General features: G+C 70.1%; 19 protein-coding genes. 4 read left to right on the top strand and 15 right to left on the bottom strand.

The features are described from left to right. Positions 1-20 precede the first annotated feature (20 nt). From BLS95_RS10635 to gltB, 4 genes are all read right to left on the bottom strand, one after another. Positions 21-371, bottom strand: coding sequence for a DUF2784 domain-containing protein (locus tag BLS95_RS10635; protein ID WP_090930742.1), 351 nt, complete (start codon positions 369-371; stop codon positions 21-23). After that, positions 368-2,098 carry a S8 family peptidase gene (locus tag BLS95_RS10630; protein WP_245764972.1) on the bottom strand — a complete coding sequence of 577 codons (1,731 nt, stop codon included), beginning with the start codon at positions 2,096-2,098 and terminating at the stop codon, positions 368-370. The genes BLS95_RS10635 and BLS95_RS10630 overlap by 4 nt, the downstream gene beginning before the upstream one ends. Positions 2,099-2,251: 153 nt before the next feature. Beyond that, positions 2,252-3,730, bottom strand: coding sequence for a glutamate synthase subunit beta (locus BLS95_RS10625; protein ID WP_090930740.1), 1,479 nt, complete (start codon positions 3,728-3,730; stop codon positions 2,252-2,254). Positions 3,731-3,806: 76 nt separating this feature from the next. Continuing rightward, positions 3,807-8,312 carry a glutamate synthase large subunit gene (gltB, locus tag BLS95_RS10620; RefSeq protein WP_090930739.1) on the bottom strand — a complete coding sequence of 1,502 codons (4,506 nt, stop codon included), beginning with the start codon at positions 8,310-8,312 and terminating at the stop codon, positions 3,807-3,809. Positions 8,313-8,748: 436 nt separating this feature from the next. Here gltB and BLS95_RS10615 point away from each other — a divergent pair, with 436 nt between their 5' ends. Further along, a complete protein-coding gene (locus tag BLS95_RS10615) occupies positions 8,749-10,287 on the top strand; it encodes a bis-aminopropyl spermidine synthase family protein (protein ID WP_245764971.1) in 1,539 nt (512 codons plus the stop codon). A gap of 140 nt (positions 10,288-10,427) precedes the next feature. Here BLS95_RS10615 and BLS95_RS10610 read toward each other — a convergent pair whose 3' ends face one another. Then, positions 10,428-10,991: a hypothetical protein gene (locus BLS95_RS10610; protein ID WP_143043661.1), complete on the bottom strand. Its 564-nt coding sequence runs from the start codon at positions 10,989-10,991 to the stop codon at positions 10,428-10,430. Between the two features lie 216 nt (positions 10,992-11,207). Here BLS95_RS10610 and BLS95_RS10605 point away from each other — a divergent pair, with 216 nt between their 5' ends. Next, complete coding sequence (locus BLS95_RS10605; protein ID WP_090930737.1) at positions 11,208-11,513, top strand: hypothetical protein; 306 nt, start codon at positions 11,208-11,210, stop codon at positions 11,511-11,513. Here BLS95_RS10605 and BLS95_RS10600 read toward each other — a convergent pair. From BLS95_RS10600 to BLS95_RS10580, 5 genes are all read right to left on the bottom strand, one after another. Continuing rightward, a complete protein-coding gene (locus BLS95_RS10600; RefSeq protein ID WP_143043660.1) occupies positions 11,494-12,447 on the bottom strand; it encodes a hypothetical protein in 954 nt (317 codons plus the stop codon). The two genes, BLS95_RS10605 and BLS95_RS10600, sit on opposite strands and share 20 nt — an antisense overlap. A gap of 626 nt (positions 12,448-13,073) precedes the next feature. After that, entirely contained in the window at positions 13,074-13,778 is a 705-nt protein-coding gene (locus tag BLS95_RS10595; RefSeq protein WP_090930735.1) for a VIT1/CCC1 transporter family protein, read from the bottom strand. Further along, a complete protein-coding gene (lgt, locus tag BLS95_RS57730) occupies positions 13,775-15,175 on the bottom strand; it encodes a prolipoprotein diacylglyceryl transferase (RefSeq protein ID WP_090930734.1) in 1,401 nt (466 codons plus the stop codon). Before lgt ends, BLS95_RS10595 begins: the two co-directional genes overlap by 4 nt. A gap of 26 nt (positions 15,176-15,201) precedes the next feature. After that, positions 15,202-15,960, bottom strand: coding sequence for a DsbA family protein (locus tag BLS95_RS10585; protein WP_090930733.1), 759 nt, complete (start codon positions 15,958-15,960; stop codon positions 15,202-15,204). Continuing rightward, positions 15,957-16,433 (bottom strand): MauE/DoxX family redox-associated membrane protein, encoded by a 477-nt coding sequence (locus BLS95_RS10580; protein ID WP_090930732.1) that lies wholly within the window; start codon positions 16,431-16,433, stop codon positions 15,957-15,959. The genes BLS95_RS10585 and BLS95_RS10580 overlap by 4 nt, the downstream gene beginning before the upstream one ends. A 248-nt stretch (positions 16,434-16,681) precedes the next feature. Between BLS95_RS10580 and BLS95_RS10575 the strand changes: the two genes are divergently transcribed. Then, positions 16,682-17,233, top strand: coding sequence for a TetR/AcrR family transcriptional regulator (locus BLS95_RS10575; protein ID WP_176993121.1), 552 nt, complete (start codon positions 16,682-16,684; stop codon positions 17,231-17,233). Further along, on the top strand, positions 17,230-17,937 hold the full coding sequence (locus BLS95_RS10570; RefSeq protein WP_090930730.1) for a VC0807 family protein: 708 nt from the start codon (positions 17,230-17,232) through the stop codon (positions 17,935-17,937). Before BLS95_RS10575 ends, BLS95_RS10570 begins: the two co-directional genes overlap by 4 nt. 104 nt (positions 17,938-18,041) lie before the next feature. Here the strand turns inward: BLS95_RS10570 and trpA are convergent, their stop codons facing one another. The 5 genes from trpA to BLS95_RS58950 form a co-directional block, all read right to left on the bottom strand. Then, positions 18,042-18,839: a tryptophan synthase subunit alpha gene (gene trpA, locus BLS95_RS10565; RefSeq protein ID WP_090930729.1), complete on the bottom strand. Its 798-nt coding sequence runs from the start codon at positions 18,837-18,839 to the stop codon at positions 18,042-18,044. Positions 18,840-18,924: 85 nt separating this feature from the next. Then, on the bottom strand, positions 18,925-20,145 hold the full coding sequence (gene trpB / locus BLS95_RS10560) for a tryptophan synthase subunit beta (RefSeq protein WP_425434716.1): 1,221 nt from the start codon (positions 20,143-20,145) through the stop codon (positions 18,925-18,927). Positions 20,146-20,168: 23 nt separating this feature from the next. Continuing rightward, a complete protein-coding gene (gene trpC / locus BLS95_RS10555) occupies positions 20,169-21,008 on the bottom strand; it encodes an indole-3-glycerol phosphate synthase TrpC (protein ID WP_090930728.1) in 840 nt (279 codons plus the stop codon). A gap of 118 nt (positions 21,009-21,126) precedes the next feature. Beyond that, complete coding sequence (locus tag BLS95_RS10550) at positions 21,127-21,558, bottom strand: DUF2752 domain-containing protein (protein ID WP_090930727.1); 432 nt, start codon at positions 21,556-21,558, stop codon at positions 21,127-21,129. Positions 21,559-21,605: 47 nt separating this feature from the next. Continuing rightward, positions 21,606-22,196, bottom strand: coding sequence for a CD225/dispanin family protein (locus BLS95_RS58950; RefSeq protein ID WP_090930726.1), 591 nt, complete (start codon positions 22,194-22,196; stop codon positions 21,606-21,608). Positions 22,197-22,251: the final 55 nt, after the last annotated feature.

Here is a 22,251-nt window from a genome sequence, read left to right as displayed (position 1 = left end):
TGGTACAGACCACTTGGCAGTCACTGACGACGGAGAACGTACCCGACGTAGGAGAACAGTATGAGAACGGCGACCCCCAGGCGTGCCAAGTTCGTGTACTCCTCAGGGTAGATCACGCCCTCGATGTAGTGATCGATGAAGCCGCCGGCCGGCAGTCCCTCCAGGCCCGCGGTCCGGCGCGCCCAGTCCTCGGCGAGGGTCAGCGGGCACTCGACACCGGTGACGATCGACAGCACGCCCCAGCCCACGACCGGCAGGTGGGCCCAGATCGCCCGCCGCCACCGCCACGCCACGAACCCGCCCACGGCCAGGTAGAGAAGAAATGTGAAATGCACCACCATCGCCGCATCGGCGAGGAGGCGATACATCATGGTTCGAAGGTAGCCGCCTTCCAGGCATCCACAATGCCGTGGCCGTAGAAACCGTTGCGGGACGGCTCGCCCTCGCAGTCGTGGACCGCGTTCCCACCGGCCACGTGATACTCGTACTGGCGCGGCGACGGACAGCCCTTCCGGGTGGCGGTCTGGTAGAGCAGGTCCTCGACGGTGGCCGGCGCGAGGTCGAGGCCGCCCTTGCCGGGCTTGCCGAAGCGGCTGATGAGGATGGCGGCGACGCCGGTGGCGTGCGGCGCGGCCATGGAGGTGCCGTCCAGATACTGGTAGTAGGAGCAGGTGCCGCGGGTGCAGTCCTTGACGACGTCCGGGCCCTTGGGGTTGCCGCGGGCGTCGATCCGGCCGGTGGCACGCAGCATCTTCTCCGGGGCGGCGGCCAGGACCGACCTGGTGGCCTTGCTGCCGTCGCCGTCGAGCGCGTCACCGCCGGGGGCGGCCACGTCGGTCTGTTCGAGGCCGTAGTCGCTGTAGATGGCCTTGCGCCCGGAGGGGCCGACCGCTGAGACGGAGATGACGCCCCGGGACTCGGCGGGCACGTTCAGGCAGGTGTTGTCGACCGCGCGCTCCCTCTCGCTGCCCTGCGGGAAGTCGGGGCTCTGCTTGTCGACCTCGGGACGGCCGAGGTCGGTGGAGCCGTTGCCGAGTGCGGTGATCAGCGTGACATGGCGCTGGCGGGCGTAGTCGAGGGCCCGCTGCATGCCGGTGATGATGGCCCGCTGTTCGAGCTGCTCCTTCTTGCTGTCGGCCTTGTTGGCCGCGCAGTTGAACAGCCAGGGGTCGATGTAGTAGCTCATGTTCACCACGTCGATGCCGATGTCGGCGGCGTAGGTGAGCGCGTCGAGGCTGGGCTTGAGGAAGAAGAAACCGGAGTCCTGGCCGGCCCTGATGTTGACGATCTGCACGCCGGGCGCCACGCCCGCGACGCCGATGCCGTTGATCGGGGAGGCGATGGTGCTGGCCACGTGGGTGCCGTGGCCATCGTCGTCCTCGTCCACGGGGTCCTTGCACCCGGCCGCCTCGCAGGGGCCGTCGAGCTCCTCGCCCAGCGCGTCCTTGGGCTCGTCGGTGACGAAGTTACGGCTGAGCTCGCGGTTGAAGTTCGGGGCGATGTCGGGGTGCTTGCCGTCGACCCCGGTGTCGATGACGCCGACCAGGACCTGCCTGGAGCCGGGCGCCTTCGCGTGCGCGCGGTCGGCGCCGATCATCCGCATGTCCCACTGACGCCCGGCGAGCGGCTCGCCGCTGCCCTTGGTGAACGACTGCGCGTCGGGGAAGGCCGCCGTACCGCGACTGACGGATGTGGCGCCGCCGGCGCTGCGGTTGGCGGGAGGCGCGGCGGGGGTGGGGGGCGCGTAGCCGATGGCGCGGTCCTGGGAGACGCCGACGATGGCCTGGCCGGGGTTCAGCCGGTCCACGAAGGAGGCGCCCGCCCGGGCCATGAGGTAGCCGAGCCTGGCGTCCTCGCCCGCCGGGGCGCCGCCGGCCTGCTCGACGGCCCGCAGCGCGTCGCCGTGGTGTCCGTCGGCGTAGAAGACCAGGTATTCGGCCTGTCCAGCGACGGTTTTCCGGGCCGCGGACGTGGTGCCGGGTTTCGGCGCCGTCTCCGGCGTGCAGGCACCGAGCGCGGCCACGACGGCGAGCGCAGTCAAGGCAGAGGCGACCCGCCGCATATTTCCCCCTCCGCCGACCTGCCGCAGAACATGCATCTTCCCGACAGTAAACACGCGATGCAACTTAGTAGTGAAATTTCGGTCGATGGTAGGGCGAAGCGGACCCCCTCCCGGCGGAGCCCCACGGCCTTGCGAAACGCCCGCGGCTGCTGACCCGGCCCCCGCAGGGCACCGGGTCAGCAGTTCAACTCACACGAGCGGCCGCGCGGTCGGCGGGATCGGGTACGGCAGCGCCGTCTCCCCCGTCAGGAACCGGTCCACGCCCGAGGCGGCGGCCCGCCCCTCGGCGATGGCCCACACGATGAGCGACTGGCCGCGCCCCATGTCGCCGGCCACGAAGACGCCGTCCACCTTGGACATGTACGCCTTGTCGCGGGCGACGTTGCCCCGCGCGTCGTAGAAGCCGTCCCCGGCGGCTTCGGCGAGGTCCCGCAGCAGGTCGCCCTTCTCCGGGCCGAGGAAGCCCATCGACAGGGTGACCAGCTCGGCCGGGATCTCCCGCTCGGTGCCCGGGATGGGCTTGAAGCCGGACTGCGGCCCCTCCACCTCGACCAGCCGCAGGGCCCGCACGTTGCCCTCGTCATCGCCGACGAACTCGGTGGTGGAGACGGCGTAGACCCGCTCTCCCCCGCCGTCGGCGAGCTCCTCGTGCGCGCTCTCCATCTTGAACAGCATGGGGTACGTCGGCCAGGGCTGGCTGCCCGGCCTGGACTCCGGCGGCCGCGGCATGATCTCCAGCTGGGTCACGGACCGAGCGCCCTGCCTGATCGCCGTACCGATGCAGTCGGCCCCGGTGTCACCACCGCCGATCACCACCACGTGCTTGCCCTCGGCCGAAACGGGCGAGGTGGCGAGGTCGCCCTCCTGGACCTTGTTCGACAGCGGCAGGTATTCCATCGCCTGGTAGACGCCCTTGAGCTCGCGCCCGGGCACCGGGAGGTCCCGCCACTGGGTGGCACCGCCGGCCAGCACCACGGCGTCGAACCGCGCGCGCAGCTCGGCCGCGGTGATGTCGACGCCGACGTTCACGCCGGTGCGGAAGTCGGTGCCCTCGGCCCGCATCTGCGCCAGGCGGCGTTCGATGTGGCGCTTCTCCATCTTGAACTCGGGGATGCCGTAGCGCAGCAGGCCGCCGATCCGGTCGGCCCGCTCGTACACCACCACGTCGTGCCCGGCCCGGGTGAGCTGCTGGGCGGCGGCCAGGCCCGCGGGGCCCGAGCCGATGACCGCAACCCGCTTGCCGGTCCTGGCGGCCGGGGGCTGCGGGGTCACCCAGCCCTCGGCGAACGCCCGGTCGATGATCTCGACCTCGACCCGCTTGATCGCCACCGGGTCGGAGTTGATGCCGAGCACGCACGCCGCCTCGCACGGAGCCGGGCAGAGCCTGCCGGTGAACTCCGGGAAGTTGTTCGTGGCGTGCAGCCGCTCGATCGCCTCCCGCCAGTCGTGGCGGTGGACGAGATCGTTCCACTCGGGGATGAGGTTGCCCAGCGGGCAGCCGTTGTGACAGAACGGGATGCCGCAGTCCATGCAGCGGGCCGCCTGCTTGGTCAGCCGCTCCGGCGCGAAGTCCTGGTAGACCTCGCGCCAGTCGCCGATGCGGACGTCCACGGGGCGGCGCGCGGGCAGCTCCCGGTCATGCGTGAGAAAACCCTTGGGGTCAGCCATCGGTGTACGCCTCCCTAATGCCCTGAACGTGCTCTGACCAAGACCGCGCCGTCGTGGCACGGCCCGTCCCGGCGGATCATGACTGCACCGCGGCGGCCATGACCGCCTCGTCGATGTCCCGGCCCTCGATGCGCGCCGCCTCGGCCGCCGCCAGCACCCTCTTGTAGTCCGTCGGCATGATCTTGGCGAACCTGCCGGCCGCCGCGTCCCATCCGGCCAGCAGTTGCTTGGCGACCGGCGAGCCGGTCTCGGCGAAGTGCTTCTCGACCGCCTCCTTGAGGAACTCGACGTCCTCCTCGGTGAGCGGCTCGATGGCGACCATCTCGCGGTTGACCCGCTCGGGCTTGAGATCCAGCAGGTACGCGATACCGCCCGACATGCCGGCCGCGAAGTTGCGCCCGGTGGGCCCGAGGACGACGGCCCGGCCGCCCGTCATGTACTCGCAGCCGTGGTCCCCCACCCCCTCGACGACCGCGGTGGCGCCGGAGTTGCGCACGCAGAACCGCTCGCCGACGACGCCGCGGATGAACACCTCGCCGGACGTGGCGCCGTACAGGGCGACGTTCCCGGAGATGATGTGGCCGTCGAGCGGGGCCTCCTCGTGCGGCCGGACGGTGATCCGCCCGCCGGACAGGCCCTTGCCGAGATAGTCGTTGGCGTCGCCGGTCAGCCGCAGCGTGATCCCGCGCGGCACGAACGCGCCGAACGAGTTGCCCGCCGAGCCGGTGAAGCCGATGTCGATGGTGTTGTCGGGCAGGCCCTTGCCGCCGTACCGCTTGGTGACCTGGTAGCCGAGCATGGTGCCGACCGTGCGGTTGACGTTGCGGATGGGCAGCTCCAGCGTGACCGGCGTGCCCTCCTTGAGCGCGCCCTCGGCGAGCTGGATCAGCGTGTTGTCCAGCGCGTGCTGAAGCCCGTGGTCCTGCTCGACGACGCGGTGCATCGCCGTGCCCGCGGGCAGGTCGGGCCGGTGCAGGATCGGCGACAGGTCGAGCCCACTGGCCTTCCAGTGGTTCTCGGCCGCCGTCGTGTCGAGCATCTCGACGTGCCCGATCGCCTCGTCGAGTGAGCGGAAGCCCAGCTCGGCCAGGTATTCGCGGATCTCCTCGGCGACGAACTCGAAGAAGTTGACCACGAACTCCGGCTTGCCGGAGAACCGCTTGCGCAGCTCGGGGTTCTGCGTGGCCACGCCCACCGGGCAGGTGTCGAGGTGGCAGACCCGCATCATGACGCAGCCGCTGACGACGAGGGGCGCGGTGGCGAAGCCGTACTCCTCGGCGCCGAGCAGCGCGGCGATGACCACGTCACGGCCGGTCTTGAGCTGGCCGTCGACCTGGACGACGATGCGGTCGCGCAGGTCGTTCAGCAGCAGGGTCTGCTGGGTCTCGGCCAGGCCGAGCTCCCACGGCGCGCCCGCGTGCTTGAGCGAGGTCAGCGGCGAGGCGCCGGTGCCGCCGTCGTGCCCGGAGATGAGCACCACGTCGGCGTGCGCCTTCGACACGCCCGCGGCGACCGTGCCGACGCCGACCTCGGCGACCAGCTTCACGTGGACCCGGGACTCGGGGTTGGAGTTCTTCAGGTCGTGGATGAGCTGAGCCAGGTCCTCGATCGAGTAGATGTCGTGGTGCGGCGGCGGCGAGATGAGGCCGACGCCGGGCGTGGAGTGCCGGGTCTTGGCGATCCACGGGTAGACCTTGTGGCCGGGCAGCTGGCCGCCCTCGCCGGGCTTGGCGCCCTGGGCCATCTTGATCTGCAGGTCGGCGGCGTTCACCAGGTATTCGGAGGTGACGCCGAACCGGCCGGAGGCGACCTGCTTGATGGCGCTGCGCCGCGCCGGGTCGTGCAGGCGCTCGGGGTCCTCGCCGCCCTCGCCGGTGTTGGACTTGCCACCGAGCCGGTTCATCGCGATGGCGAGCGTCTCGTGCGCCTCCATCGAGATCGAGCCGTACGACATCGCGCCGGTGGAGAAGCGCTTGACGATGTTCTCGACGGGTTCGACTTCCTCGATCGGGACGGGGGTGCCCGGGCGCAGCCTGAACAGGCCGCGCAGGGTCATCAGCCGCTCAGCCTGGGAGTCGACGAGCTTGGTGTATTCCTTGTAGATCTCGTAGCGGCGGGTCCTGGTGGCGTGCTGCAGCTTGAAGACCGTCTCGGGGTTGAACAGGTGCGGCTCGCCCTCGCGCCGCCACTGGTATTCGCCGCCGACCTGGAGCCTGCGGTGGGCGTTCTCCACCCGCGGGTAGGCGTGGCGGTGACGCTGCTCGACCTCCCTGGCCAGCACGTCGAACCCGACGCCGCCGAGCCGCGAGGTGGTGCCGGTGAAGCAGGAGTCGATGACCTCCGCTCCCAGACCGAGAGCCTCGAAGATCTGCGCGCCGGTGTAGGAGGCGACCGTGGACACGCCCATCTTGGACATGACCTTGATGACGCCCTTGCCGTACGCCTTGATCAGGTTGCGGACCGCCTTGCGCTTGTCGAGCTGCAGGGCGCCGGTGTCGACCAGGTCCTCGATGGTCTCGATGGCGAGGTAGGGGTTGATCGCGGCGGCGCCGTAGCCGATGAGCAGCGCCATGTGGTGGCACTCGCGGGCCTCGCCGGTCTCGATGACCAGGCCGATCTTGGTCCGGGTCTTCTCCTGGATCAGGTGGTGGTGCACCGCGCCGGTCAGCAGCAGCGACGGGATCGGCGCCAGCGCGTCGGAGGAGCCGCGGTCGGTCAGCACGATGATCCGGGCGCCGTCGGCGATCGCTCTGGACGCCTCCGCCCTGATCTCCTCCAGCCGGTGCAGCAGGGCCTCGCCGCCGCCGGCGACCTCGTACAGGCCGTTGATGACGTACGGGTGGAACCCGGGCAGGTCGTGCTCGTCGTTGATGTGGATGATCTTGGCGAGCTCATCGTTGTCGATCACCGGGTACGGCAGCACGAGCTGGCGGCACGACGACGGCCCCGGGTCGAGCAGGTTGCCCTCGGGCCCGAGGGTGCTGGCCAGCGAGGTGACCAGCTCTTCCCTGATGGCGTCCAGCGGCGGGTTCGTGACCTGCGCGAACAGCTGGGTGAAGTAGTCGAACAGCAGTCGCGGCCGCTCGCTCAGCACGGCGACGGGCGTGTCGGTGCCCATGGAGCCGATCGGCTCGGCACCGGTCCTGGCCATCGGCGACAGGATGATGCGCAGCTCCTCCTCGGTGTAACCGAAGGTCTGCTGCCTCTTGACGAGCGCCTCGTGCGTGGGGATCTCGTGCTGCCGGGCGGGCAGTTCCTCGAACCTGACGAGCCCGGCGTGCAGCCAGTCGGCGTACGGGAGCTCGGCGGCGAGCTCGGCCTTGATCTCGTCGTCCTCGATGATCTTGCCGCGGGCGGTGTCGATGAGGAACATGCGCCCCGGCTGCAGGCGGCCCTTCCTGACCACGTCCTCGGGCCTGAAGTCGAGCACGCCGGCCTCGGAGGCCAGCACGACCAGGCCGTCGGCGGTCACCCAGAACCGTCCAGGGCGCAGCCCGTTGCGGTCGAGCACGGCGCCGGCCAGCGTGCCGTCGGTGAACGTGATCGACGCCGGACCGTCCCATGCCTCCATCAGCGTGGAGTGGAACTCGTAGAAGGCCCGGCGGGCCGGGTCCATCTCGGTGTGGTTCTCCCAGGCTTCCGGGATCATCATCAGGACGGCGTGCGGCAGGCTCCGGCCGCCCATGTGGAGCAGCTCCAGGGCCTCGTCGAAGCTGGCGGTGTCGCTGCCATCCGGGTCACAGATGGGGAAAAGTCGTGAAATTTCGCCCGGGATGTGGGCGGACTTCAGCATCGCCTCGCGAGCCCGCATCCAGTTGCGGTTGCCCCTGACCGTGTTGATCTCGCCGTTGTGGGCGATGTAGCGGTAGGGATGGGCCAGCGGCCAGCTCGGGAAGGTGTTGGTGGAGAAGCGCGAGTGGACCAGCGCGATCGCGGACTCGTAGCGCTCGTCGCTCAGGTCGGGGAAGAACGGCTCGACCTGCTCGGGGGTGAGCATGCCCTTGTAGACGATCGTGCGCGCGGACAGCGAGGGGAAATACACGTCCGCCTCGTGCTCGGCCCGCTTGCGCAGGCAGAACGCCAGCCGATCGAGCTCCAGCCCCTCGACGCCGTCGGGGCCGGTCACGAAGAGCTGGGCGAAGTGCGGCATGACGGCGCGGGCGCTCGGCCCGGGGAGCGTGCGGTCGACGGGCAGCTCCCGCCAGCCGAGCACGGTCAGGCCCTCCTCGGCCGCGATCTCCTCGATCAGGCCGGTGGCGATGCCCCTGGCCTGCTCGTCGAGGGGCAGGAAGGCGATGCCGGTGGCGTACCGGCCGTTGTCGGGGAGTGCGAACGGCACGTTGGCGCGATAGAACCCATCGGGGATCTGCGTCAGGATCCCGGCGCCGTCGCCGGTGTCCGGCTCGCTACCCTTGGCCCCCCGGTGATCAAGGTTGCACAGCGCCGTCAGTGCCTTGACCACGATCCCGTGCCCGCGACGCCCGGCGACGTCGGCAACCATGGCGACACCGCAGGCATCATGCTCGTTGGCGGGGTGGTAGAGGCCCTGAGGCTCGGGGAACCCGAGGTGGGCAGCAGGCATTTAATCCCTCCCGTCGTCTTCGTCTGTCAGAACTGCGCTACAGGCGGGGACGACGTTGGCCCTGCTGCATATCGTGGGTAGAGGTTACCGCACCCTGCCGGAATGGTGCCCGCCACGTCCGCATTGCGAACATTCGCCCTGGCACCGACATCCGAACTCGCTATCCCAAACTCCCATTCAGCCCTCGAAAATTCCCAGCTATGGCCAACGGTATGCGCCACAGTAAGCGATTCCCCATCCCGGGCCCCGCCCCACCGCCTCCCCCGCGCCCAGGCGCTCCCTTTCCCTTCACCACCGACCACCCCAGCGGACCCCTCACCACCCATCGCCCCAGGCAGAGCCGATCCGACCAGCAGGGCTGAGGCCATCCACGCGGGCGGGACCAGCGAGGCGACGACGAGTCGGAACGCTTTCCCTCGCTCGATAGGGTTGCCGCATGGATCGTGACGGGGTGGAACGCCTGCTCGCCGAGGCCGGTACGGACAGCAGACGGCTCAGGCACGCCCTGGCCCTCCTCTGCGAAGGCCGGTGGCGGACCCTGGCGGACGTGGTGAGAGAGACCGCCACCTCCAGGCGCACCATCGAGGCCCTGCTCCGCGAACTCCCCTTGGAGCACACCGGCGACACCTTCCGGGTGCCGCTGACCGACACCGCCGCCTACCAGGACCTCCTGTCCCTGGCCCCGCCGCCGGAAGACCCCGTCGCCCACCTGCTCCCCCACTACCCGCACGTGCTCGACCGCCTGACCACCCTGATCGCCGAGGCCCCCCGAGCCCGACACGTCCTGGACCACGTCTCGGCCACGCCCGAGACGGTCCTCAGGCGGGCGCTGCTGCTCGGCACCCGCTTCTGGCTCCCCGGCGCCCGCCTCCTGTGCGTCGGCGACCACGACCTGACCTCGCTGGCGGTCAAGCTGATCCACCCCGAGACCGACGTCACGGTGGTCGACATCGACGAGCGCATCCTGGCCTACCTCGACAACCAGCGGCTCGGCGTCCGCACCCGCTGGGCCGACCTGCGGCTCGGCCTGCCCCCGTCGGCGCGGGACCACGACCTCGCGCTCACCGACCCGCCGTACACGCCGGAGGGGATCGGCCTGTTCGTGGCCCGCGCCGTGGAGGGCCTGCGGGAGGAGGGCCGGGTGCTGCTGGCGTACGGGGCCAGCGAACGCACCCCCATGCTGGCCTTCAAGGTCCAGCAGGCGCTGTCGGACCTCAACCTCGCCTACGAGGCCATTTACCCTGATTTCAACCGATATTTCGGCGCAGAAGCCATCGGCTCCGCCGCCGACCTGTACATCCTCCGCCCCACCAGCAAGACCCGCCCCGCCGTGGCGTCCCGGCTGAGCCGCCAGACCACCGCGATCTACACCCAGGGCCCCCAGTCCGTCGAAGCCACCGAGCCCACACCCTCGCTCCCCGGGCTGGGGGACTTCACCCCCGACCTGCTGGTGGGCGACTGGCCGAAGGACCTCACCCAACCCCGGGTCAAGCTTTCGACCTGGCTCGCCAAACCGTACGCCGCCGCTCCCGAACGCGTGGCCGTCGCCCTGCCGCCGGCCCTGACGGCCGCCCTCCCCCGGCTGCTCCTGGCCACCCGCGCGTCCCACGTACGCGTCCTCGGCCCCGACCTCCCACCCCCGCCCGAGGTACTGTCCGCCGTCTACCAGCTGACCACCGCCGACGGGACCCTGGACGCCGTACGCCTCCCGCAGCCCGGTGGCGACGCCGCCTCGGTGCTGCGCAGGATCCTGGACAACGGGCACGCCAAGCTGGCCAACACCTGGCGCGAGGCCCTCATAGCGGTCGCCCGTACCCAGGGCTCGACCCTGACCAAGAACGAGGCCCGCACCCTCATCCGCGAGGCCGCCCCCTGGTCAGACGACCTGACCCCCCTGGAAACCCCACTCCACCACCTGTCCGCCCTCCCCCAAGCGGTCACCACCACAGTCACGGCCCTGACCACCACAACCTGACCCCACCCCACTAGCTCCAGCTGACAGGCGGTGCACCGCACACGTGGTACAGCGGGCCTAATCCCCACAGCAACGACCGGCCTCTGGACCGCCGGCCTGGGGTCGCGGTCGAGTCGGGGTCAGGTGACGAGTGACGGGGGTCAGGTGACGGCGACGATGCGGCTCTGGACCACGCGCCCAAGGCCGTCCAGCTTGACCAGGCCGTCGATCAGCTCCTGGGCGGGGGCGGGCCCCCCGACCCAACTCACCGTCACGTAGTGCCCCATCGCCCGCGCCTGGGCCCGGCTCCCGGTCGCCTCGAACGGCACCTCCTGCCGTACGAACCCGTCCTTGCCCAACGCCGCCACCAGCGCGTCGGCGGCACGCCCGTCACTCAGATTGAAGATCACGAACTGCCCCACCATCGCACCCCCCTGGTACGTGGCCCGCAACGCCTGCGTGCACCCTTCGGCCGAAGCCCCCCAGAGCACCTCGTCGCAGTCGGTGAACTGCTGCTTGTCCTCCAGACGCATGGAACCCACGGTCTGTACGGCCGGGGTGAAGACCTCCTGGAGGGTCAGCGGCGCGGAGTCGACCTGCCGGGAGTCGATGGGCGCATAGAAGGCGGAGGTGGGCTCCGCCCGGAACACCCCAGGACGGGGCTGGTCCCGCCCCAGCCACAACCACCCGCCCACGGCGATGATCACGGCAAGGACGATCACCACGGAAATGACGACACGACGGAACATCAGAAACTCGGCACTCCCATCGCGCCCGTTCCACCGAAGATCGCCAAGACCCCTCGACCGAAGATCCTCAAAAAGCCCGAACCGAACCTCGCCCGGGCCCCTCCCCCAGAGATCAACCAGGCAACGCGCCCGAAGATCGATGAGGCACCCCGCCCAGGGAACGGTGGGGCGCCCCGCCCGGAGATCAGGGAAGTGCCCCGACCAGAGATCAGCCAGGCAACGCGCCCGCAGACCGACGAGGCGCTCCGCTCGAAGATCAGCCAGGCAACTCCCCCGCGGACCGACGAGACGCCCCGCCCGAAGATCGATGAGCCACCCCGCCCGGAGATCGGCGAGGCGGCTCGACCGAACCTCGGCGAGGCGACCCGACCCGACGGCACCACGGCGATGGACCTCGCCACCACAGGCCGGAAACGCCCCACGAGGGCGGCGGTCCCAATCGTGGGCAGCGGCAAGACCGGTGTTCGCATCGCGCGCATCAGGAGGCCGGACCCGTGATCGTGACGACGCGGCGATAGACGGCCTTCTCGGCCCCCCGCAGCGCCAGGGTGAGGGAGACGAAGTCGTCCTTCGGGGTGGGCTCCGTGCCGTCCACCTTGCCGAGCCAGACCAGGCCGACATAGTGGCCGAGGGCGTATCCGCCCGCCTCGGAGTGACCGCCCGGCGGGAAGGCCGCCTTGGACGAGGTCAGCGGGTTGACCCACCCGCCCCGGTAAAGCGTCTTCAATGACTCGACCAGATCAGCGGCGGACTGGCCGTCCTTCAGGTTGAGTAGCGTGTACTGCCCGACGTACCGGCCGTCGGAGCTGGCGTAGAGGCCACGGGCGACCTGGGTGCACTCGGCGTCCGCCACCTGTTCGAGGAGGCTCCCACCCCACAGCGCGGCCGAGCAGTTGGAGTCGATCTTCTTGGCGACGAGCTTCAGCTTGAGTTTCTTGGCGACCGGCAGCTCACTCTCGCCGAACACTTCCTTCTCGGTCAGCGCCCGCTGGTCCTTTCCCCGATCCGAGATGGGGTCGAACAGCTTGGGCGAACCCCACCCATGGAAGGTCTCGGGCACCGTCACGTCCGGTCCCAGCACGGCGGCACTGGCTTCCTGCGCGGGTGAGTAGTCGCCGATGGAGTTGATCGCCGCCACCAGCCCGGCCAGGCCGGCCAGCGCACCCACGACCGTGGCGATGATGACCAGCAACTTCTGTTTCTCCGGCCGCAGCCCCATGTCCGTGAGCAGCGGAAACTGCCAGTCAGAGGGTGGGGTACGGCGCCGCTTGCGCGTCGCCGCCGCCGACCGCCCGCCACCGTCCGCGCTGTCACCGGAATGAGCCTCGACGACCGGCTCACCCGCCCGGCCACCTGTCGCCACCCCACCCTGCGCGTGGCTGCCCGCCGGACCACCACCGACCGCCCAGCCACCGCTCGAATGAGCCTCCATCGGACCAGGGGCGGCGGGCCGACCACCGCCAGAGGTGTTCGCCGACCGGCCACGACCATCGTTTCTCGCCGGCCAAGCTCCGCTCTCATGGGCCCCCGACCGACCACCACCGTGCCCGCCCGCAGCGGCCCAACCGCTACCGTCAGTGCCCGCCGCAGACCAACCCGAACTATCAGTCCCGGAAGCAGACCGCCGCCCACCACCGGCACCGGCCGCAGACCAACCCGCACTGTCGGCACCAGAAGCAGACCGCCCTCCCGCACCAGCCGCAGGCCAACCCGCGTTGTCGGTACCAGAAGCAGACCGCTCTCCCGCACCAGCCGCAGGCCAACCCGAACTATCAGTGCCGGAAGCAGACCGCCGCCCACCGCCAGCACCAGCCGCAGACCAACCCGCACTGTCGGCACCAGAGGCAGACCGCCCTCCACCACCAGCACCAGCACCGGCTTCAGGCCAACTCGCGCCATCAGTGCCGGAGACCGGCCACTGCCCGTCATCGGCCGCAGGCCAGCCGCCGCCGTCTGTTCCCGGGGCCGGGCGGCCGCCGCGTGACGAGCCCTGGCCGTTGGGGGTTCCGCCGCCTGACCGGCCGCCCCGAGGTCCGGGAGCGGCTCTCCTACGGGCCATCACAGCCCCGCCACCCCGATCAGACTGCCGACGCTGAAGGTGACCCCGGCGGCCACCGCCCCGACCACGAACTGGCGTAGCCCGGAATACCACCAGCTACGTGCGGTGACGGTCGACACCACCGCACCAGCCACGAACAGCGCCACGCACGACACCACCGCCGACACCACCAGCTCCCTGGCTCCCAGCAGGAACGGCAGCAACGGCAGCGCCGCCCCCACACTGAACGACACGAACGACGACACCGCCGCCACCCTCGGCGAGGGCAGCTCATCGGGCGTGATCCCCAGCTCGGCGCGGGCGTGCACTTCCAGCGCCCGATCCGGGTTCTGGGAGATCTGCCGGGCCACCTCGTCGGCCAGCTCCTGAGTCACGCCCTGGTCGACGAAGCTCTGCGCCAGCTCCGCCCGCTCGTCATCGGGATGGCGGGCCAGCTCACCGCGTTCGACGGCGATCTCGGCCTGGGCCAGCTCACGCTGGCTGGCCACGGAGACGTATTCACCGCCCGCCATGGACAAGGCCCCGGCGGCGAGTCCGGCGACACCGCTGAGGGCGATGACCCTGGGGTTGGCGTTGCCGCCGGCGACACCCGCGATGAGCGCGAAGTTCGACACCAGGCCGTCCATCGCGCCGAACACCGAAGGCCGCAACCAGCCTCCGGTGACGTCACGATGCTGATGGTGGCTCTCCGCGCGGCTGCTCATCGAGCGTTCTTCTCCTTCGTGACGGCTTCGGCTCCGGGAGTCGCCGCCTCCGCGCGGCCCTCCTCCCTTGCGGGAGCCTCCTCGGCCGCCCCACCGGAAGGGGAACCGTCCGCAGGCGTGGGATCGTCCCCGGCCTCGGAAGCGTCGGCCTCCTTGGCAGCGTCCCCGGCCTTGGAAGCGTCGCCGGCCTGGGCAACGTCCCCGGCCTTGGAAGCGTCCCCTACGGGAGCCGCGCTCTCCAGGTCCCCGTCCGCGCCAGAACCGTCCGCGCCACTCTCGCCCGGCGCCTTCCCGTCCGTAACGGTATCCGACGCCTTCTCCTCCGTGACGACGTCCGGCGCCTTCTCGTCCCTGGCGGTGTCCGGCGAGGCTGTGGCCTCCGGTCCGTCGCCCGGTCTGCCGTCGGCGCCTTCGTCGGCCACTGCGGCAGCCTCGCCCCCGGCTGCGGCGGCGGCCCCGCCCCCGGCCGCTGTGGCAGCCCCGCCCGAGGCCCGCTTCTCGCCGTCAGCCACTTCCGTCGCGTCCGCCTGCCCGGTCTCATGGGCCGGATCCACGGACGGGTCCGTGGCCGGCACCACGATCTCCTCCGTGTCCTTGTTCCTGGTCACCCACAGATAGACCAGCGCTCCCACGAACAGCACGACCGACGTCCACTGGTTGATCCGCAGCCCCAAGAAGATCACCGCATGGTCCACGCCGCCCACCGGGTCGATGCGCAACCCCTCGATCCAGAAGCGGCCGAGCGTGTAACCGGCGACGTAGAGGGCGAACAGCCGCCCGTGCCGCAGCGCGAAGCGCCTGCCCGCGAAGATGAGCGCGAAGCCGAGCGCCACGTCCCACAGCGACTCGTACAGGAACGTCGGGTGGTAGAGCACGCCGGGCTCTCCCCCGTGGTCCACGTCGATCTCCAGGCCCCACGGCAACGTGGTCGGCGCGCCGTAGAGCTCCTGGTTGAACCAGTTGCCCCAGCGGCCGATGGCCTGCGCGAAGGCGATGCCGGGCGCGACCGTGTCGGCGAGCGCGGACATGGACAGGCCGCGTCTGCGCGCGGCCCACCAGACGCCGACGCCACCGAGCGCGATGGCACCCCAGATGCCGAGGCCGCCCTCCCAGATGAACAGCGCCTGGTACGGCTCCTTGACGGCACGGCTGCCGAAGTAGGTCTGCCAGTCGGTGATGACGTGGTAGAGGCGGCCGCCGATGAGGCCGAAGATGACCGCGGGGACCGCGATGTCAATGATCGTCCCCTTCTGGCCGCCGCGAGCGCGCCAGCGGCGCTCGCTCAGCCAGACGGCGACGATGACGCCGAGCACGATGCATAGCGCATAAGCCCGGATCGGGATGATTCCGAGATACCAGACCCCCTGGGAAGGGCTGGGAATCGAGGCAAGGGGCATGTCAGGTGAGGGTAGCGGAACCGAGCCTACTTAGCCGCCTCCGTAATCGCATCGCGAAGTTGCTGTGGGCTGAAGAGTTGTGAATTGTCGATCTCTTTGCCGTTCAACTTCACCGTCGGCGTAGCCTGAATGTTCTGCGCGGGCAGGACCTTCTGGCTGTAGGAGAGCTGAGCCTGGGCGTTCTTGCCCGAGGTGACGCACTGCGCGAAGCCCGGCGCGGTCACCCCGGCCTGCTTACCCCACTCCACGAGCTGGTCGGGCTGGAAGCCCGGCGACGTCTCCGACGGCTGGTTCTGGAACAGGAGGTCGTGGAAGGCCAGCCACTGCTTGCCGTCCGCGATGCACCGGGCGGCGCTCCCCGCCCGTACGGAATTGGACTTGGTCGGCTCCTGCGAGAAGATCGTGATGGGGTGGTAGACCACCTTGGCCTTGCCCTCGGCCGCGAGGTTCTTGAAGGTCTGGCTGCTGACCCGCTCCAGCTCCTTGCAGGCCGGGCACTGGAAGTCCTCGTAGATGTCGACCACGGGCTTCGTGACGCCCTGCTTGGCCATCACGACGCTGCCGTCGCTCTGCACGGTGACCGGTGCGACCGCACCGGAGGCCTCCTCCGAGCGCGAGTTGCTGACCGCGTACCACCAGCCGAGCCCGACGGCGGCGACGGCGACCGCCCCCGCCGTCACATAGGTCGCCAGGCGCCGGCGCCGGTCTCGCATCCGGGCGGCTGCCTGCTGTTCCTTGATCTTCTCGCGCGCGGACTTGGCCTGCGTGCGCTGACCCTTGCTCATGAGTCGTCCTCCCCTTCAGTACCGCTGTCGCCCCCCAGGCCGAGGGCGCCGTCGAGCGCGAAGCGCCCCGGCGGGTAACGCACGGTCCAGGCGCCGAGCAGGACGAGCCCGAAGTCGCGCAGGATGTCGAGCGCGTACGCCGGCTCCTGCCCCGCCCCGAGCTGGCCGCCCCCGCCGAAACAGCCGCAGTCGATCCGCAGGCCGTGCGCCCACGCCCAGCCGATGCCGAACACGAACGCGAACATGAGCAGCCCCGCGATCGCCGCGGCCACCCTCGTCAGCAGACCGACGACCAGCAGCACGCCGACCACGATCTCCAGGATCGGCAGGGCGTAGCCCACCGTGACGGCGACCGACTCGGGCAGCAACTGGTAAGCCTTGACCGCCACGACGGAGTCGGCCGGGTTGCCGATCTTGAGCGCGCCCGCCGCGATCAGCACCCCACCCAACACCAGCCGGGCGACGGTCGCCACCCAGGGTATCGCCCATCTTACGTTACGTGACGACAGTGACGCGTCCATAGCTCATCCCCCCTGTCCTTGCGCCTCGCTGCGCACAGTACCGGGATCCCATCTGACCACGCGGGAGATAAGCATCAGCTAAGCCCAATTTCTACCCCCTGACCTGCGCGTTTGCCCAATTTACTTGGATGAGTTAAAAATTACTCATGCCAGTAAGACGGGAAGAGTCCATAACGAGCTCCGCCAGAAGGGCGCAGATCGTGGCCGCCACCATCGCGACCATCGCCGAGCTCGGCTTCCGTCAGGCGTCCTTCGCCCGGATCGCCGAGCGTGCCGGGCTCAGCAGCACGCGCCTGATCTCGTACCACTTCGACGGCAAGGACGAGCTGATCGGCCAGGCGATGAGCACCATCTACGGGGACCTGGCGGCCTTCATGGGGCAGCGGGTGGGCGCGCAGAGCACGCCCGGCGCCGCGGTGGACGCCTACATCCGCTCCCTGGCGGAATACATCAGCGAGCACCGCGACGAGATGCGTGCCGCCACCGAGATCTTCCTCAACTTCCAGCCCGAGGGCGGCACCACGGCGCGGGAGGTGGCCATCGACGTCTCGGCGTTCTCCCACCTGGAGCGCCTGCTGACGTGGGGGCAGGAGGCCGGCGAGTTCGGCGAGTTCAACGTCCGGGTGGCGGCCATGGCGATCCAGCGCTCGCTGGACGGCCTGCCGTTCCTGCTGGAGGGCGACCCCGAGGCCGACCTGGGCACCTATGCGGAGGAGTTGTCCGCGCTGTTCAACCGGGCGATCGCGGCATGAGCGCGCGGCTGAGGGGTCTGCTCACCCTGCTGGTGGACATCGGCATCCCGATCGTCATCTATTACGTCTTACGCGGCTTCGGCGTCGAGTTCCACACGGCGCTGGTGGTCTGCTCGGTCGTCCCGGGCCTCAGCGTCGTCTCCGACCTCGTACGCCGCCGCAAGCCCGACCGCCTGGGCCTGTACATGACGACGATGATGCTGGCCAGCGCCCTGGTGTCCCTGATCATCCAGGACACCAGGTTCCTGCTGGCCAAGGACGGCTGGTTCATGGCGGTCGCGGGCCTGTGGTTCCTGGCGAGCGCGCGCGGGGACAGGCCGCTGGCGTTCGTGTTCACCCGGTTCCTGCTGGAAGGACGGGTAGGGCCGAACCGGGAGTCGTGGGACGTGCTGTGGGAGCGGTTGCCCGCCTTCCGCCGGATCTGGCGGGTGGTGACCGTCATCTACGGTGTCGGCGAACTGGTGGACGCCGCCGTGCGGGTGATGATCGCCTACACCCTGCCGGTGGACGCCGTCCCGGGGATCAACGCCGCGCAGTACGTGGTCTGGCTGGTGCTGATGCAGGTCATCATCAACATCTACCTGGTGCCCACCGGCCTGTTCAACCGCTACTCCAACCTCTACGCCGACCTCAGGCGCCCGCAACCCGACCCGGCAGAGCCCAGCCGCACAGAGCCCAACCAGGCAGAGCCCACCGGCGCGTGACCCACCACGACGGCAGGGACCGCGCCACCGGCGTCCCGGGTCCCGGCGGCTCACCCGGCCGGGTGACCCTCGGGAAAAGGCCGGGTCGGTGAGAAGTCCGCCCGTTACGAGCGGCGTACGCCCTGCGCCATGTCCCTGGCGAGGGCGGCGACGGACTCCCGGCCCGCGGCCTCGTCGGGCGCGTCGAGCAGCCGCCGGATGAAGGCAGACCCCACGATCACCCCGTCGGCGTAGGTCGCCACCTCGGCCGCCTGCGCTCCCGTGCCGACGCCCAGGCCCACGCACACCGGCAGACCGGTGTGCTCCCGGGTGCGCTTGACCAGCCCCTCGGCGGCGACGTTGACGGTCTCCCGCGCGCCCGTGACGCCCATCAGGGAGGCCGCGTAGACGAAGCCCGTGCAGCAGTCGACGACGGCCTTGATGCGCGCCTCCGTCGAACTGGGCGCCACCAGGAACACCGTGTCGATGCCCGCGCTCGCCGAGGCGGCGCGCCACGGCTCCGACTCCTCCGGCGTCAGGTCGGGCGTGATCGTGCCCACCCCGCCCGCGTTGGCCAGGTCACGGGCGAACCGCTCGGCGCCGTAGCGGTCGACCGGGTTCCAGTACGTCATGACCAGCGTGGCCGCGCCCGTCGCGGCGACCCCCTCGACCGTGCGCATCACGTCGGCGATGCGCGTGCCGTTGCTGAGCGACCTGTGCACCGCGTCCTGGATCGTCGGCCCGTCCATGAGCGGGTCGGAGTAGGGCAGCCCGATCTCGATGACGTCGCAGCCGGCCTCGACCAGGGCCGCGGCGGCGGCGATGGCGCCGTCCTTGGACGGGAAGCCCGCCGGCAGGTAGCCGACGAGCGCGGCCCGGTTGTCCGCCTTCGCCTTGGCGAAAACCGTCTGAAGAGTCGTCATGTCGTTCCGTTTCGAAAGGTCGAGTCCCACCATGATGCCCCGGCACGGAGACACCCGGTGGCCCCCGCGCCGGTGTGGCGGCTCGTCAGAGGTTGAAGTATTTCATCGCCGTGCCCATGTCCTTGTCACCGCGGCCGGAGAGGTTGACCAGGATGATCGCCTCAGGGCCGAGCTCGCGGCCCAGCTCCAGCGCGCCCGCCAGGGCGTGGGAGGACTCGATCGCCGGGATGATGCCCTCGGTCCTGGCCAGCAGCGAGAACGCCGCCATGGCCTCGTCGTCGGTGACGCCGCGGTAGGTGGCGCGGCCCGAGTCCTTCAGCCAGGCGTGCTCGGGGCCGACGCCCGGGTAGTCGAGCCCGGCCGAGATCGAGTGGGACTCGATGGTCTGGCCCTCGTCGTCCTGCAGCACGTAGGTGCGCGAGCCGTGCAGCACGCCGACCGAGCCTGCGGTGAGCGTGAGCGCGTGCTCGCCGCTCTCCAGGCCGTGCCCGGCCGCCTCGTAGCCGTGCAGCCGTACGTCCTGGTCGTCGATGAAGGCGTGGAAGACGCCGATCGCGTTGCTGCCGCCGCCGACCGCCGCGCACACCGCGTCGGGCAGCCTGCCGGTCAGCTCCAGGATCTGGCGGCGGGCCTCGACGCCGATGACCCGCGCGAAGTCACGCACGATCTCGGGGAACGGGTGCGGTCCCGCGACCGTGCCGAACAGGTAGTGGGTGGAGTCGACGTTGGTCACCCAGTCGCGGAACGCCTCGTTGATGGCGTCCTTCAGCGTCTGGGAGCCGTTGGTCACCGGCACCACGGTGGCGCCGAGCAGCTTCATCCTGGCCACGTTGAGGGCCTGGCGCTCGCAGTCGACCGCGCCCATGTAGATCACGCACTCAAGGCCGAGCAGGGCGGCCGCGGTGGCGGTGGCCACGCCGTGCTGGCCCGCGCCGGTCTCGGCGATCACCCGCTTCTTGCCCAGACGCTTGGTCAGCAGCGCCTGGCCCAGCACGTTGTTGATCTTGTGGGCGCCGGTGTGGGTGAGGTCCTCGCGCTTGAGCACGATCCTCGCGCCGCCGGCCTGCTCGCTGAAGCGCGGCACGTCGGTCAGCGTGGTCGGCCGGCCGGCGTAGGTGCGCAGCAGGTGGTCGAACTCGCGGATGAACTCCGCGTCGTGCTTGGCCTTCTCGTAGACCGCGGCCACCTCGTCGAGCGCCGGGATGAGCGCCTCCGGCACGTATCGGCCGCCGAAGATGCCGAACTTGCCGTGCACGTCCGGGTCGTCGCCACGCACGCCGTTGCCCGCCAGATCGGCGGCGGTCAGGATGGAGCCTTCGTTTGCCACTGCTATCCCTCTGATGAGTGGTCGGGGCGAGTCGACGGGTGGGCGCCGGCGGTCACCAGCGCCTCCACTGCCTTGCGCGGATCCTTACCCGTGACCAGGCTCTCCCCCACCAGCACGGCGTCGGCGCCGCTCCTGGCGTAGGCGAGCAGGTCATGCGGACCACGCACGCCCGACTCGGCAATCTTGATCACATTATCGGGGATCTTCGGCGCCAGCTTCGCGAAGATCTCGCGGTCGACCTCGAGTGTCTTCAGATTGCGGGCGTTGATCCCGATGACCCGGGCCCCGGCGGCGACCGCCCGGTCGAGCTCCTCTTCGGTGTGCACCTCGACCAGCGGGGTGAGGCCGATCGACCCGGCCCGCTCGATCAACGACACCAGGGCCTCCTGCTCCAGGCAGACCACCATGAGCAGCGCCAGGTCGGCGCCGTGGGCCCTGGCCTCCCAGAGCTGGTAGGAGGTGAGGATGAAGTCCTTGCGCAGAATCGGGATGTCGACCCGGGAACGGACGGCGGCCAGGTCGTCGAGGCTGCCCCCGAACTTGCGCCGCTCGGTCAGTACGCTGATGACGTGGGCGCCGCCCGCCTCGTAGTCGGCCGCCAGCGCGGCCGGATCGGCGATCGCGGCCAGCGCGCCCTTGGACGGGCTGGAGCGCTTGACCTCGGCGATCACCGAGATCCTGTCACCCCCGAGCGCGGCCATCGCGTCTCTGGGCGCCTGGGCGCGCTCGGCTCGCCGCTTGAGCTCGTCGATGGACACGGCCTGCTGACGTGCGGCGAGGTCGGCACGCACCCCTTCGAGGATGTCGTCGAGGACACTCGGCCCTTCCGTCCGCTCACTCACGCGCTTGAGGTCCCTCCGGTTGACAGTGGGGGCGGCGGAGAGTTCGCGTCGCGTCCGCTCTCAGCCTTGTCCTGCGATGCTATCGGCCTCCCGGGGGCACCTCACCACAGGCCCCTGACTAGGGCGCGAGGAACGCCCCGAAAGGCAGGTTGCGGACGACCCAGTAAACCATGACGATCGCGATGAACGCCCAGAGCCACGCCGGGTGCGCGAGTGTCGTCCGCCTGGGTCTGCCCTGCCAGGCACGTACGACCCACCGACCCCACCAGAACAGCAGGAACGGGATCATCGCCACGGCGAGGGGGTTGAGCCCGAGCGCGGCCACCGGATCGAGGTGGGCCAGCGCGTGCATGGTGCGCAACGTGCCGCACCCCGGGCAGTAAAGGCCCGTGATCCACAGGAACGGGCACGTCGGATAGTGGCCCGGCTGGTTGGGATCGACCACGCCGACGAACGCGAACGCCGACCCGGCCAGGGCCGCAACACCGAGCGGCGCGAGCAGCTCCCTGAACCGGGACGTGCCGCGCCACTCGGTCGTTGCAAGCTTCATGCCCCTATTATCCGCCTTCCCCTATGCCCCCTGAGTCGCTCTGCCCCCTAGTACGTGGTGGTGGGGACGCTCGCGGCGAGCAGGACGAACACGACGACATAGAAGATGATGACCAGCACCCACCAGATGATGCCGGCGATCAGGCTACGCTTCCACCACGTCTTGGCCTCCTCGGAGGCCTGCAGCGCGCCCTGGGCGTCGCCGACCTGCCACTTCGAGTTCACCTGCGACGACTTGACGATCGACACGATGCCCAGCGGAAGGCAGCAGAACAGGGTGGTGAGGATGGCCGCCACCAAGTGGTTGTCCGGCGGGGTGCCGCCGGGGCCGCCGTAACCGCCGCCGGGGGGCTGCTGGCCGTAACCGCCGCCACCGTAGCCACCGCCACTCGGCGGCTGCTGGCCGTAACCGCCGTCGTAACCGCCACCGCTCGGCGGCTGCTGACCATAACCACCGCCGCTCGGCGGCTGCTGACCATAGCCGCCACCGCTCGGGGGCTGCTGACCGTAACCACCGCCGCTGGGCGGCTGCTGACCGTAGCCACCGCCGCTCGGGGGCTGCTGGCCATAACCGCCCCCGTACCCACCGCCGGGGGGTTGGGCGCCGTAACCACCGTCGCCCTGGTTTCCGTAACTCATACTAATGACCCCCATATCGTCATCTTTGAGTTGAGTTGCGCGCGGCAGCCTAGCG

The organism is Nonomuraea jiangxiensis (assembly GCF_900099965.1).
GTDB lineage: Bacteria > Actinomycetota > Actinomycetes > Streptosporangiales > Streptosporangiaceae > Nonomuraea > Nonomuraea jiangxiensis.
This window is presented reverse-complemented; position numbering and strand designations above follow the sequence as displayed.

Excerpts from the sequence above, each read along its gene's own strand:
- BLS95_RS10635 (WP_090930742.1), bottom strand. The coding sequence starts at position 371 with ATGATGTATCGCCTCCTCGCCGATGCGGCGATGGTGGTGCATTTCACA.
- BLS95_RS10630 (WP_245764972.1), bottom strand. The coding sequence starts at position 2,098 with ATGCATGTTCTGCGGCAGGTCGGCGGAGGGGGAAATATGCGGCGGGTC.
- BLS95_RS10625 (WP_090930740.1), bottom strand. The coding sequence starts at position 3,730 with ATGGCTGACCCCAAGGGTTTTCTCACGCATGACCGGGAGCTGCCCGCG.
- gltB (WP_090930739.1), bottom strand. The coding sequence starts at position 8,312 with ATGCCTGCTGCCCACCTCGGGTTCCCCGAGCCTCAGGGCCTCTACCAC.
- BLS95_RS10615 (WP_245764971.1), top strand. The coding sequence starts at position 8,749 with ATGGATCGTGACGGGGTGGAACGCCTGCTCGCCGAGGCCGGTACGGAC.
- BLS95_RS10600 (WP_143043660.1), bottom strand. The coding sequence starts at position 12,447 with ATGGAGGCTCATTCGAGCGGTGGCTGGGCGGTCGGTGGTGGTCCGGCG.
- BLS95_RS10595 (WP_090930735.1), bottom strand. The coding sequence starts at position 13,778 with ATGAGCAGCCGCGCGGAGAGCCACCATCAGCATCGTGACGTCACCGGA.
- lgt (WP_090930734.1), bottom strand. The coding sequence starts at position 15,175 with ATGCCCCTTGCCTCGATTCCCAGCCCTTCCCAGGGGGTCTGGTATCTC.
- BLS95_RS10585 (WP_090930733.1), bottom strand. The coding sequence starts at position 15,960 with ATGAGCAAGGGTCAGCGCACGCAGGCCAAGTCCGCGCGCGAGAAGATC.
- BLS95_RS10570 (WP_090930730.1), top strand. The coding sequence starts at position 17,230 with ATGAGCGCGCGGCTGAGGGGTCTGCTCACCCTGCTGGTGGACATCGGC.
- trpA (WP_090930729.1), bottom strand. The coding sequence starts at position 18,839 with ATGACGACTCTTCAGACGGTTTTCGCCAAGGCGAAGGCGGACAACCGG.
- BLS95_RS10550 (WP_090930727.1), bottom strand. The coding sequence starts at position 21,558 with ATGAAGCTTGCAACGACCGAGTGGCGCGGCACGTCCCGGTTCAGGGAG.
- BLS95_RS58950 (WP_090930726.1), bottom strand. The coding sequence starts at position 22,196 with ATGAGTTACGGAAACCAGGGCGACGGTGGTTACGGCGCCCAACCCCCC.